Origin of the sequence: Microbacterium sp. H37-C3 (genome assembly GCF_027157935.1) — a bacterium.
In the GTDB taxonomy this organism is placed as follows: domain Bacteria; phylum Actinomycetota; class Actinomycetes; order Actinomycetales; family Microbacteriaceae; genus Microbacterium; species Microbacterium plantarum.
The window spans coordinates 370143-382868 of sequence record NZ_JAPVLR010000003.1 but is presented as its reverse complement, the minus strand read 5'-3'; the positions used below and the strand labels follow the sequence as shown (position 1 = coordinate 382868).

Sequence of the window (12726 nt, the reverse complement as noted above, 5' to 3'; positions counted from 1 at the left end):
TACCTGCCTGCACCTGACGGCTGAGGGAACGCGCCTAAAGCTCTCACGCTCGCTCGGTAGAATTCATCGGCCGCAGACCGCGGCGTGAAGGGAGCCGTCCGCCGACATGGATGAACCGGCAGAGCGTGTACGACGCCGATTGGTGTATGCCGTCGAGGGCCCGCGCGCGGTGGTGGACGACCACGTGATCCACGCCCTTGAGGCGCTCCGTCCTTTGATGGACGACATCGTCGTCATCGTCCCGGACGCGCTCGAGGTCGTCGAGCGTCAGCGCCTGCGCGCGGTCTGCGACTCGATCGCCGAACCGGCGCAATCGGTGTTCCAGCCGACCGACTACCGCGACGCGATCCGGCAGCGCCGGGATGAGTCGGGGCCCGCGCACGAGGTGATCTTGAGCGGTGACTCGTGGTTCGGACCGGTTTCGGATTTCTCCGCGGTGATCGACCGCATGGCCGAGGTTCCCTGCGCGGCCTGGCAGCTGGTCGAAAACGCTCACGGTCACCAGCCCGAATCCTTCCCCGGCGAGGGCTTTCCGCTGCTGACTGCGCCCTGGGTGTGGACGGTTCTGCGCGAGGAGGCCCTGAGTAGCATGGCCCTCGAAGAGTTCTGGGTCTCTCACGCAGAACGTCCGCACGACGCCGAGTACGCGCTCCCTCGTGCACTGCGCGAGGCGGGGCTGACGGTGGAGTTCGCCTTTCCCGCATCGGATTTCCGCAGTGGCGACCCGCTCGTCTTCAGCGCTCGTGCACTGTTGAGTGCCGGGTGCCCCGTCGTGGGAAAGGCGCAGTTCCGGCTCTTTCCCCCGTATCTCGACCAGCACGCGGTGATCGGGCGGGAGATGCTGGCGCGTCTGGATGAGAATGGTTTTCCCACGGGGCTGATCCGGCAGAGCCTCGCGCGGTCGGTTCCGCCGAAAGCGCTCAATACGAACGCCGGCATGCTCGACGTGCTCCCACTGCAGGCGCGCCCCGACACGAGCTCGGTGGACTCTCTCACCATCATCGTCATCCTCCACGTCAGCGAGTTCGTCGGGCTCGACGAGGTGCTGCAGGCGATCCGGAGCGTTCCCGCCGGCTACGACCTCCTGGTCACCACGGGCGACGGCATGACTGCCGCGCAGGTGCAGGCCCGCATGGAAGAGCTGAACGATCTCGGTTTCGGTTCGCTGGAAGTGCGCGTGGTGCCGCCCGGCCCGGGGCGCGACATGAGCGACTTCTTCGTCGGCTGTCGCGACGTGCTGCTCAACGGGGGGCACGACATCGTGATCAAGCTCCACAACCGGCCATCTCCTCGCAAGACCCTGAACCTGCGCCGCTACTCGCGTCGATATCAGCTCGATAATCTGCTGGGCAGCAGCGGGTACGCCCGCAACCTCCTGCAGATGTTCGTTCGAGAGCCCGGACTCGGGCTCGTCTTCCCGCCGATGGTCCACATCGGGTTCGGCACGATGGGCCGCGGCTGGGCGGGTCTCGAAGGATCGACCAAGCGTGTGCTGGACAAGGTCGGCATCCGCGTGCCCGTCGATGCGGTCTCGCCGCTCGCACCCTACGGCGGCATGTGGATCGCGCGTCCCGATGCCCTCCGCAGAATGGTCGAACCGCGGTGGCGGCACGCCGACTACCGTCGGGGTCGGCGCGATCGCGAACTCGCGCACGTCCAGGAGCGCACCGTCGTGTTGGCCGCCGCTGAAGATGGGTTCCACGCACGCACTGTGCTCACGCCCGAGCACGCGAGCATCAGCCACACTGCGCTCCAGTTCAAGACCGATCAGGTGTCGATGTCGGTTCGCGGCTACCCGATCGATCAGATCCGGTTCCTACATGGAGCAGGCGCGATGGGGTTCGGCGGGCCGGTCGGCCTGTTCCGCATGTACCTGCGGCTCAATCACTTCGGCATGGCGCGGCGTCTGCTGCCGATCTACTACTTCGCGCGGCGCGGCTACGGCGTGTTTGCGCGCGCGCGGCGCGTGCTGTCGCGGGGCCTGCGACGCGGGGAGGATTCGGAATGAAAACTGCGGAGCTCGTGAACTTCCCGGCTCGCGCCGCTGCGGAGTTCCCCGAAGGGGGCAAGCGCGCCCTGATTTACGTGGTCTACGACCGTCGGGGCGACGTCGAGGCCTACATCCCATATGCATTGGGCCAGCTGCGCGCTCATTGTGACCACATCCTCGTCGTCGTCAACGGTCTTCTCACCGACGCCGGCCGCGAGGTGCTCGAGCCGGTCGCCGATGAAATTCTCGTGCGCGAGAACCGTGGCTTCGACATCACCGGTTACAAGGAGGGTCTCGACCATCTGGCTGATGGCCTCCAAGAGTGGGACGAGATCGTCCTTGCGAACGACACGTGGTTCGGACCGATCGGCGACTTCGGGCCGCTGTTCGAACGCATGGAGAAGCGGCCCCTGCATTTCTGGGGCATGACCGACCACCCGCGTGTCGAGCCGAACCCATTCACCGGAGACTCTTATCTCGCCTATCACCTCCAGTCCTATTGGATGGCGGTTCGGCGCGACATGTTCCTCTCGGAGGAATGGAACCGGTACTGGCGCGATCTGCCGTCGCTTGACAGCTACTCAGATGCCGTCGCGAAGCACGAGGCAGTCTTCACCGAGCGTTTCGTCGACTTCGGCTTCGTCGCCGAAGTCGCCTTCCCGAGCCTGACCGACAAGATCGAGAACAACGCCGTCCTCTACGCGCAGCAGCTCATCGAGGCGGGCTGTCCGACGCTGAAGCGGCGCCCGTTCTTCCAGTGGCCGCCGTTCATGGATCGCCTCTCGGTGATCGGCCGGTGGACGCTCGAAGCCGCAGAGCGGCGGGGCTATCCGATGGAGCTGATCTACCAGGATCTCGCGCGCAACGTCGAGCCCCAGACGCTGAACGCGGATGCCGCCATGCTCGAGGTGCTCGCGGAGGAGGATGACGGAACGTACGACCCCTCGCGTCCGCTGCGCACCCTTGCGGTCGCCCACATCTACTACCCCGAGATGACCGACGAGATCATGGATCGAATCGACACCCTCCCGGGTGCGTACGACCTGGTGATCACAACACCGGAGGAGGACCGCGCCCGCAGCATCCGCGATCATCTGTCTCGGCGTGCCGCGCGGGGCTCGGTCGAGGTGCGGGTGCTCCCCTCGAACAACGGCCGCGATCAGGCCGCGTTCCTGATCGGCTGCCGCGACGAGCTGCTCGACGGGGGATACGACCTCGTCGTGAAGGTGCACTCGAAGAAGACACCCCAGGACTCCGACAACGTCGGACGTCACTTTAAGCTCCAGCAGTTCGAGAACTTGCTGTTCTCGAGCGGCTACACCGCCAATCTCGTCGCGCTCTTCCAACGCGAACCGGGTCTGGGCATGGCCTTCCCACCGGTCGTGCACATCGGGCACCCGACGCTCGGACACGGGTGGTGGGCGAACAAGCCCGGATTCCTCGAACTGATGGCGAAGATGGGTGTGCGTGTGCCCGTTGACGAGGGCACGCCGCTCGCGCCTTACGGGTCGATGTTCTTCGCCCGCCCTGAAGCGCTGCGTCGCCTCGTCGAGCAGCCGTGGGACTACGACCAGTTCGGTGGCGCTGAGGCATACGTCGACGGCGGGCTGGCGCATATCCTCGAGCGTGTCCCCGCGTACGTCGCGGGCGAGGCCGGTTATCACACGCGTACGGTGACGTGTCCCGACTACATGGCCGTCAGCTACACCGCGCTGGACTACAACTTCGACCAGATCTCGGTGACGTTGCCGCCCGCTTCGACGATGGAGCAGATCGAGTTCTTGCGACGCGCCGGCGAGTTCGAGTGGGGAACCTTCCGCGACTTCCTGAAGATGTATGCCAGGCTGCACCGGCCCCAGCAGGAGGATCGCCTCCTGGCTGCATACGACCGGTCGGTGGTTTGGCGACGTCGGGTCAGGCGGGTGCTGCGGCCGCTGCGACGTCGCTAGCGTCCGGGTGTCGCTGCTGTGCGCGCGCGCAGGGCCGTCTCGAGCAGCGTCGAAGCTCGAGCGTCGAACGAGTGCTGCTGGCGTATCTGAGTCGAGATCCGGTCGGCTTTCTCCCTGGACGGGAAGAGACTCTCCGGTTCCTGCCGGAGCAGGCCGAGGAGCTCGGGAACAGTGCGGTAGGTGCGCACCATGCCGCCGAACAGGTCGTCGATTCCCTCGACGTCGTCGCTGATCGCACGTCCGCCAGCGGCGACGACGTCGAAAAGCCGGTTCGAGATGAACCCGGATGCCTGCATGGCCGGCCAGTGGTCGTTGAGGACGAGTCGCGCGCCCTCGTAAAGCGCGGGCAGGTCAGCGTTCGGCACGCCCGACGCGACGACAGACGACGCCGGGATCCAGCCGGTCCAGTCAGGGCCGTAGACATCGACCTCGAAGCCGGCGCGGATCGGCTCGATGACGGAAGGCCGAGGGATGCCGCGGGCCGTCCCGACGAACACGATCCGATCAGTGCGTTCTGCGCCCGTGGGGTGGAACCGGTGCACATCCGTGCACTGCAGCAGCGGCTCGATCGGTCCGAGGGCGCCCGCTGTCGAGCGGATCCACTTCTCGGACGCGGCGAAGACATGGTCGAACGCCGCGGTCTCGTCGCGTGTCAGCTGGTCGGGGTGGCTGATGATCCACAGCAGCGAGATCGCCGACCGATGCGGCTCGATGCGCTCCGGTCCGCGCAGGACCACTTCGACGTCGTCGAGATGATGGGACGGCCGATTGCGGGCTCCGATGGAGTCGATGACGACGTCCTGGCCCCGGCGGCGGAGCGCGTCGGCGAGCCCGCGGGCGAAGTGCGTGTCACCCCACCACTCCGCACCGAGCCCGGCCGGCGCGGCGGTTTTCAGCGCCCATCGCAGCCGGGGCGCCCCGGATCGAGCCGCCGGCGCACGCCGCCCGAGTTGTGCATCGTCAGGGTTGACGGTCGCAAGGTCGATGCGGGCGACGAGGTGGTCGAGGTCATCGGTCATGCCCTGGGCCGCCTCGACCCGCGTATGAGCCGGCAAATGGCGCACGGGGGAGATGACCCACGCGTCCGTGCGGACCTGAGCAGTCTCCGGCGTTTCCGAGTCGCCGACGGTCATCGCGAACGTCGTCGAGGCGACACCATCGACACGCACGCGCGGTCCGAGCCCGCGCGCATCCTCGGCCGGGTGGCCCTGCAGGAGCGGATGCAGACGCGAGCCGCGGCGCACCAGACCGCCGTTGATCACGACGCCGTCCACGTCCAGGACGAGCGGTGACGTGATCCCGGTATCCGCTTCGGAGAGGGCCACGACGCTTCCGGTCGTGATCTCGTCACCCGGTCCGCGGACGATCAGGCGCGAGCCAGGAGTGAGCTGACGAGCGGCGGTTGCGACGACGGAGGCTCGGGGCGCATCGGAGATGACGAGTGTTCCCGTCGTGCCGGCGGAACCCGCCGCGGCGGGCAACCATGCGTCGGGCCGTTCGCCGTCCACGGCGAGGACAAGACGGGCGCCGAGTCGTCGACTCGCCTCTGCCGCCGTCTCCATCGTGAGGCTGAAGTCGCGTTCGAGGTCGGACAGGCGCCACAGAAGAACGACGTCGACGGACGCCAGTTCAGCGAGGTCGCTGAGCCACGAGACCCTTTCCGACCGGGAGAGAGCTCGGTTCACGAGGGCCGAGATCCGGTCCGCGCGCATCTGCGTGCGATCGCCCGGGAAGCCGAAATCCAGGGTTGATCCCGCCTGCAGGCTGCGCCAAGCGTGGCCGAGCGGGCCGGCAGGGTCGTCGGAGGACTCGGGGTGGGCGAGGGCATAGCCGGGGGCGTCCCACAGCAGGCTCGTCCGGATGCGGCGGCGGTCGTTGACCAGGTACGCGTACAGCGCCGGAACCCGGCCCGCGTCGGAGAGCTGCATCGACACCATCTGTTCCGAGAACAGCGGGTTCAGCACGAAACCCTCGCGGAAGCCCCGGCGGACGTAATGCCGCACGGCGGCGCGCGGGCTCAGGCCGGGGCGCTGAGCGGAGACGGCGACCGGGTCGACGATGCCGGCACGGTTGATGGTCCGCACCCACCAGATCCGGTCGATGCGACGGATGACGGGCCCGCCCCACCACGAGCCCCGGACGTCTCGCACGCGCGCGCGGGCGACCGCGGCCGCGCGCCGGATGGTCGTCCGGACGATGGTGCCGGGCGACGCGGTGCGGGGGGTCACCGACCGCGCTCGAGGACCTCGAGCAGGTACGTTCCGTATCCGGACTTCACCAGCTTCGCCGCGCGGTTGCGCAGTTCGTCGTCGGTGAGGAACCCCTGACGCCAGGCCACCTCCTCGGGAACGCCGATGCGCAGCCCCGTCCGCCGCTCCATCGTGCGCACGTAATCGGCAGCGTCGGTCATCTGGTCGAAGGTTCCGGTGTCGAGCCAGGCGGTTCCGCGGGGGAGGACCTCGACCTGCAGCTTGCCCCGTTCGAGGTAGGCGCTGTTGATGTCGGTGATCTCGTACTCGCCGCGAGGGGAGGGCTGGAGATCGCGGGCGATGTCGATCACATCGTTGTCGTAGAAGTACAGGCCCGGTACCGCGAAGTTGCTCTTCGGCTCGCGGGGCTTCTCCTCCAGCGACACGGCGCGACCCTCGTCATCGAACTCGACCACGCCGTACGCGGAGGGCTCGCCCACCCAGTACGCGAAGACAGCACCGCCGTCGACATCGGCATAGCGCTTGAGCTGTGAACCGAGGCCCGGACCGTAGAGGAGGTTGTCGCCGAGGACGAGGGCGACCTTGTCGTCGCCGATGAAGTCCGCGCCGATCGTGAACGCCTGCGCCAGCCCATCGGGGGACGGCTGCTGCGCGAACGTCAGCGAGATGCCGAACTGCGATCCGTCGCCCAGGAGCCGCTCGAAGAACGGCGCGTCGTGCGGCGTCGTGATGATCAGGATGTCGCGGATGCCCGCGAGCATCAGCGTCGACAAGGGGTAATAGACCATCGGCTTGTCGTACACCGGGATCAACTGCTTCGAGACGCCTAGCGTGATCGGGTGCAGACGCGTGCCCGAACCGCCGGCGAGAATGATGCCCTTCATGATGCTCAATCCTGCCAGACGCCGTCGCCGGGTCAGCGTGAGACGGCCCGGCGGTCCGCCGCCCCGCGTCGGACGCGGCCGCGAACGCCCTCCCATCGGCCGGCGAATGCCGTCCATCCGTCTGCGATCCGGTAGTCATTGGCGCGGCGCACACCGATCACGAGGCCGGCCAGAACGAATGCCCATCGCTGCCACGCCGGAAACGGGTGGCAGCGGTACACATACCCGACACCGCGCCCATAGGCACGCAGCTTGCGGCGGCTCTCGGCCCGTGTCAATCCGGCGGTCTCGTCGATGCCCCCGACCTCGGCCTCGTCGTCGTGCACCCAGCCGAATGTGGTGTCGATGTCCGGGCGTCGAGCTCGCAGCCGCATCAACAGGTCCGTTACTTCGCCTGCCTGCCAGGGCGTCGCAGCACCGGTGCCGATGCTCTCGTCGAAGCCGCGCAGATCGCGGAAGACGGGCAGCCGGATCACGAGCCCCATCTCGATGACGGACCAGACGTTGCGGTTGTCCAGCGGCGTGCCCACGGGTGGCAGATCGAATCGTGCGCCCGAGGGAGTTTTGACGTGAACGGCCCCCGCGGTGGAGCTCGCGAGCGCCCGACGAATCGCGATGACGCTCCCAGCCGGAAACGTCGTGGTGTCGTTCGGGAACATGACCAACGCATCATCGATGTCGTCCGCGCCCTCCCAGACGCCGGTATTGCGACCCAAGGATGCCCCGAGCGGCGAAGTCACGACACGGATGTCGCCCGATGATCGCGCCCGCCAGCGCGACGCGAGGGCGGCGACATCATCGACTCGACGCTGCGCCACGATGACCAGCCGATCGCCTGTCGCCAGCTGCCCGGCGACGCTCTCGAGTAGCCGCTCGAGCGATTCGATCCGGCCGAGCGTGGAAACTACGAGGAGGAGCCGAGGATCTTTCATTCCTCGCCGCCTTCGACCAGAGCGATGAAGCAACGACGCGTCCGTCGCGCCAGGAGCGCGGTCGACAGGGACTCCGTCACGGCGAACCCGACCGCCACCCCGAGGGGGCCCACGAGCCACGCGCCGACGAGCATGGCCGGCACGCCCACGATCGTTGCAGTGACCGTCGCCCACATGACGCTCTTCTGAGCTCCGGCTGGAAAAAGGACGTGGCGCGTCATGGAGGTGCGGAGCGAGTACATGGCGAACCCGATCCCCAACGCGAAACAGACGCCCATCGCGGCGCCGGCGCGTCCGCCGAAGATCAGGGCGGTAACGGTAGGTCCGGCCAAGCCCAGCACGATGGCGCCGAGAGCCCCGAAGCCGCCGTGCATCAGCAGCGCGACGCGCAGTCGTTTGCCTCGCTCGAAGCCGGATACCTCCGCTGTCCAGGACTGCAGGGCGTTGGCGAGCGTCAGAGGCAGGAATTGCCCGAGTTTGGCGAGCTTGTCGGCTGACGCGAAACCGGCGGCGGACGAGCCCGACGAGATCGTGTTGACGAGCGGCATCGGCACCGAGGAATATGCGCCGAGCGCCCCGTCGTTCAGGGCGACGGGCGCTCCCAGGCGGAACAGTCCCGGTATCTCGCGCAACGGCGGCCAAGGCGACGGGTACCGCCGGAGAAGTCGCAGGGTGTACGCCGTTGTACCGATCAGCGTGACGAGGATACCGACGATCGGGTACACCTCGACCGGCACGCCGTTGACGATCGCGAGCATCGCCGCTACGGCAACCAGCAGGCGCGGGATCGCGTCGTAGAACAGGATCGAGCGTGGGTCGCCGACGCCGACCGCGAACCACGTGAAGGACAGCCCGATCAAGGCGCCTTGCAGCCCCATGAGCGACGCGAGCAGAGCGTGACCCGGCGCCGCCACCGCGGCACACAGGATGACGAGCAGCGGCAGCGCCACCAGGGACATGGCCAGTCGCACCACCACGGCGTTCCGATACAGGCGTCCCCGTCTGACCGAGTCAATGGTGCCGGCGATGAGCGCGGGGCCGACGGTGGTCCAGCCGTAGGCGACGGCGATCGCCGCGAACGTGCCCACCGATTCGCCGGCGATGGCGCTGGCCCAGCCGTCGTCGCCTGCGGAGCGAGACACCGCCGGCAGTACGACGAGGGGTGACACAGCGGCGATCGCCGGAATGAGCGTGAAGCCGAAGAGGCGAGCCCGCAGCGAGCTGATCTCAGCCACGCGGGTGCCTCGCTCCGGCGGTAGCGCGCAGCACGTCGGCCACGCCGAGCGCCGACGCATCCCAGGTGAAGCGCTCCGCCCAAGCGCGTCCGGCGGTGCGGCGTTCCTCTCGCTCCCCGGCCTCGAGCTCGAGCACGCGCGAGATCTCTCGGCCGAACTGCTGCGGGCTCCGAGCGTCGGCGTAGAACGCGTGCTCGCCCCCGACTTCCCGCAGGACGGGCACATCGTTGGCGACGACCAGGCAGCGAGCGCCGAGAGCATCCACGACGGGCAGACCGAAACCCTCGGTTAGTGATGGACAGGCATAGACCGTCGCCGCAGCGTAAAGCGCTCCGAGCTGCTCGTCGCTCACCCAGCCTGGGAGCACGACGTCGGACTCGAGACCGAGCGCGGCGACGGTTTCAGCGAGGGGGTCGTGATCGCCGCCGCCGACCACGACTGTTCGGGGGCGTAGGCCCGGCTCGATCGTCGCTATGGCGGCGAGCAGCCCCGCAAAGTTCTTGTGCGGCATACGGTTGCCTGCACTGAGGAGGAGCGGACGATCGGTGTCGAGACCGAGGGAACGCAACGCCGGCTCGGGGTCGGCGATGCGCCGTGAGGGCGCGGTCCCGTTGTGGACGACGGTGATCCGGTCGGCGGCGAGCCCGAGGTGATGCGAGATGGCGGCGGCTGCCGCATCCGAGACGGTCAGGACACGGTCCGCGGTTTTTGCTGCCCGATCCATCAGCCACGCGGTGATGGATCGGGGGAGGCGCGCGATTCCTGTTCCGGGCACCTCGTGATAGATCACGTCGTGGATCGAGACGACGCGCGGGACGGCGCCGCGCGAAAGCGGTCCGAAGTTCGCGGGCGACCAGACAAGCTCGGCGCGGGCGCGGCGAGCCCGTCGACCGACGGCGAGGATCTCACCGAGAGCCCACGTGGCCCGGTCCGCGCCGACCCACCGGATCGTATCAACCCGCCCGGGGAAGAAGCGTGCGACTGCCGCCGCCCCGGATCGGCCGGTCAGGGCCACGAACTCGACGTCGGGCATGACGCCGGCGAGCCGCGGGAGAAGCTCCCGGACGTACGTCTCAGTGCCGCCTCGGCCGCCGGTGTACCCCAGAAGGTCGACGAGGATACGCATCCGCGATCAGCTTTCGATGACGGCTTCGGGTTTCTGCTCTCGGCGCGGGGTGGTGAGCACGCCGGAGAAGAAGCTCATCATGATGGTCTGGAACCCGAGGATGATGGTGAGCGCGCTAGGCACGGCGATCCGGACCGCCTGCGCGGCATCCTGCTGACCGAAGTCCGCGCTTCCCCACACGCTGACCTGCACGATCCCGATGACGATGCCGAGGAGGAACAGCGCGACGCCCGCGAGGAGGCCGCGCTCGGCGGACCATTTCGCGACGATGCGCCGATACCGTTCGCTGGTCGGCAGGAAGCCCTCCTGCGTCGCGTACAGCTTCGTCAACCAGAAGAACAGAAGGGCTTGGAAGCCCGTGACGCACAGCGCGCTGGCGTAGACCATCGTCGTGACGTCGAAGCCGATCCCGCCGATCTCCACGCCGCCGAAGGCGAGCACCGCGACCGCGATGGCACCGAGGAAGAACGCCACGAGGCCCGGGTAGACGAAGAGCCAGCGCGGTGCGAACAGGAGGAGGAAACGCAGGTGGCGCCAGCCGTCGTGCCAGCTGCGCAGGTGCGGTGGGCGCGACCGACCGTCCTTCTTCAGCGTGGTGGGGACTTCCTCGATCCGGTACTTCGCGAGGGAGGACTTCACCACCATCTCGGATGCGAATTCCATACCGGTGGTCTGCAGGTCGAGCGCGCGGATCCGATCGCGGTTGAATCCACGAAGACCGCAGTGGAAGTCGCGGACGTTGGGGCGGAAGAAGAGCTGGCCGATTGTCGACAGCACCGGGTTGCCCAGGTACTTGTGCAGCGGCGGCATGGCACCGGGGGCGATGCCGCCGGCGAATCGATTCCCCATCACGAGGTCGGCGCCCGCTCGCAGGCGCTCGACGAACGGCTCGAGGTTCTCGAAGTCGTAGCTGTCATCGGCGTCGCCCATGATGATGTAGCGGCCGCGGGCGTTGTCGATGCCGTTGATCAGTGCAGCGCCGTAGCCGCGGCGGCTGGCCGCGGCTACGCGTGCGCCCAGGCGGAGCGCGATCTCCTGCGAGCCGTCCGTGCTGCCGTTGTCGGAGATGAGGACTTCACCTGAGATTCCGGTGCGGGCGAGGAAACCCTGCGCCTTGCGGATGCAGACTTCGAGCGTCTCGGCCTCGTTGAGGCACGGCATGAGAATCGTCAGTTCGACCTCGGTGGACGGGGATGCAGCAGTCACAGAGTGTCTTCTTTCGTGTTCCGGGCGATGCGCCGCGGTGGTTCGAGGGCTTCGAGGATTCCCTCGACGGTACGGCGGATTGTGCGGGTCTCGATGGCGGAGTCGTACCAGGCGCGCGCGGTGCGACGAAGAGCGTCGCCGCCGTCGGCGACGGCGCTGATCGCGGCCGCCAGGTCGTCAGCCGACGCCGAATCGGCGACGGTGCCGTTGATTCCCGTCTCGACCAGCTCGGTGGCGGCATTGCCGGGGTCGGCGACGAGGACGACGGGCGTGCCGTGCGCGTTCGCCTCGACCACCACGAGGCCGTAGCCCTCGCGGCGAGACGGATTGATGACGCAGAGGGCCCCGTGCATCAGCTGGGCGAGTCGCTCCTCGTCGACGAATCCAGGGAACTCGGTCCACTCCTCGCCTCCGGACTCCGCTACTGCGGCGCGCACGGCGTCGCCGCTCGGTCCGCGCCCGAGCACGACGAGGCGCAGGCCGGGAATCTGCCGGCGTGCCGCGGCCACGGCAGGGGGGAGCGTTTCGACCCGCTTGTCGGGGATGTGGCGTCCCACGTAGAGGACGTACGGCGGCTCGGATGCCGGGGTGACCGGGCCCGCTTCCACCGTGGCGTCGATGAGGCCCGGGCTGGTGATCGGAGCCGATCGCAATCCTTCGTTTCGTAGCCGTGTTGCGCTGAGTCGCGAGTGGCAGGTCGCGAGAGGGGTGATCGCAATGGCGCCACGCTGCAGCACCCAGGCGATGGTGCCGGTGACCGTGCCGGAGTATTCGAGCCATTGGTGCCGCGGCCAGACCTCGAGGTAGTCGACGACCAGGCGGGTGCGCGATCCGAGCAGAGCGAGGCGGGCGGCGAACACGTTGAAGATCGGCAGTCCGCTCACGATGACCGCGCTGTATCGACGACGCCGACGCACGAGGGCCACGAACAGGCCGGCGGCGAATCGCAGTGCCGCAGGGATGCGTCGGACCCCATCGCCGGAATACAGAGAGAGGCGGCCGGTGATAGGAACAACGGTGAAAGCTTCGGGCAGCTCTGCATCATCTTCCCACTGCCGCGACGTGAGGTAGTCGACCTCGTCCCCGAGGGTCGCCAGCTCGTCCGCGAAGGCGCGGTATTGCCGCTCCCCGCCACCGGTGGTGAAGGGGAAGAGGCAGTCGTAGGCGACCGCGAGACGACGACGCGACGCCACG

At 68.0% G+C, this 12726-nt stretch carries 9 protein-coding genes; 2 read left to right on the top strand and 7 right to left on the bottom strand.

The window, feature by feature from the left end; translation table 11 throughout:
- The first annotated feature begins 106 nt into the window (after positions 1-106).
- Entirely contained in the window at positions 107-2008 is a 1902-nt protein-coding gene (locus tag O1W71_RS10850) for a rhamnan synthesis F family protein (RefSeq protein WP_269267852.1), read from the top strand.
- Complete coding sequence (locus tag O1W71_RS10845; RefSeq protein WP_269267851.1) at positions 2005-3939, top strand: rhamnan synthesis F family protein; 1935 nt, start codon at positions 2005-2007, stop codon at positions 3937-3939. The genes O1W71_RS10850 and O1W71_RS10845 overlap by 4 nt, the downstream gene beginning before the upstream one ends.
- Here O1W71_RS10845 and O1W71_RS10840 read toward each other — a convergent pair.
- The 7 genes from O1W71_RS10840 to O1W71_RS10810 are packed head-to-tail and all read right to left on the bottom strand — an operon-like array spanning position 3936 to position 12725.
- Positions 3936-6167 (bottom strand): glycosyltransferase, encoded by a 2232-nt coding sequence (locus O1W71_RS10840; protein WP_269267850.1) that lies wholly within the window; start codon positions 6165-6167, stop codon positions 3936-3938. The genes O1W71_RS10845 and O1W71_RS10840 overlap by 4 nt on opposite strands.
- On the bottom strand, positions 6164-7033 hold the full coding sequence (gene rfbA / locus O1W71_RS10835) for a glucose-1-phosphate thymidylyltransferase RfbA (protein WP_269267849.1): 870 nt from the start codon (positions 7031-7033) through the stop codon (positions 6164-6166). Before rfbA ends, O1W71_RS10840 begins: the two co-directional genes overlap by 4 nt.
- Before the next feature lie 32 nt (positions 7034-7065).
- The gene (locus O1W71_RS10830; protein ID WP_269267848.1) at positions 7066-7965 is read right to left on the bottom strand and encodes a glycosyltransferase family 2 protein; all 900 of its coding nucleotides are present in this window, start codon (positions 7963-7965) and stop codon (positions 7066-7068) included.
- A complete protein-coding gene (locus tag O1W71_RS10825; RefSeq protein ID WP_269267847.1) occupies positions 7962-9200 on the bottom strand; it encodes a lipopolysaccharide biosynthesis protein in 1239 nt (412 codons plus the stop codon). Before O1W71_RS10825 ends, O1W71_RS10830 begins: the two co-directional genes overlap by 4 nt.
- Positions 9193-10326 (bottom strand): glycosyltransferase family 4 protein, encoded by a 1134-nt coding sequence (locus O1W71_RS10820; protein ID WP_269267846.1) that lies wholly within the window; start codon positions 10324-10326, stop codon positions 9193-9195. The genes O1W71_RS10825 and O1W71_RS10820 overlap by 8 nt, the downstream gene beginning before the upstream one ends.
- 6 nt (positions 10327-10332) lie before the next feature.
- Positions 10333-11532 carry a glycosyltransferase family 2 protein gene (locus O1W71_RS10815; protein WP_269267845.1) on the bottom strand — a complete coding sequence of 400 codons (1200 nt, stop codon included), beginning with the start codon at positions 11530-11532 and terminating at the stop codon, positions 10333-10335.
- Positions 11529-12725: a glycosyltransferase family 4 protein gene (locus O1W71_RS10810; protein WP_269267844.1), complete on the bottom strand. Its 1197-nt coding sequence runs from the start codon at positions 12723-12725 to the stop codon at positions 11529-11531. The genes O1W71_RS10815 and O1W71_RS10810 overlap by 4 nt, the downstream gene beginning before the upstream one ends.
- Position 12726: the final 1 nt, after the last annotated feature.

What these genes read in the sequence shown, in the direction of transcription:
- O1W71_RS10820 (WP_269267846.1), bottom strand. Translation starts at nt 10,326, where the DNA reads ATGCGTATCCTCGTCGACCTTCTGGGGTACACCGGCGGCCGAGGCGGC.
- O1W71_RS10845 (WP_269267851.1), top strand. Translation starts at nt 2,005, where the DNA reads ATGAAAACTGCGGAGCTCGTGAACTTCCCGGCTCGCGCCGCTGCGGAG.
- O1W71_RS10830 (WP_269267848.1), bottom strand. Translation starts at nt 7,965, where the DNA reads ATGAAAGATCCTCGGCTCCTCCTCGTAGTTTCCACGCTCGGCCGGATC.
- O1W71_RS10850 (WP_269267852.1), top strand. Translation starts at nt 107, where the DNA reads ATGGATGAACCGGCAGAGCGTGTACGACGCCGATTGGTGTATGCCGTC.
- rfbA (WP_269267849.1), bottom strand. Translation starts at nt 7,033, where the DNA reads ATGAAGGGCATCATTCTCGCCGGCGGTTCGGGCACGCGTCTGCACCCG.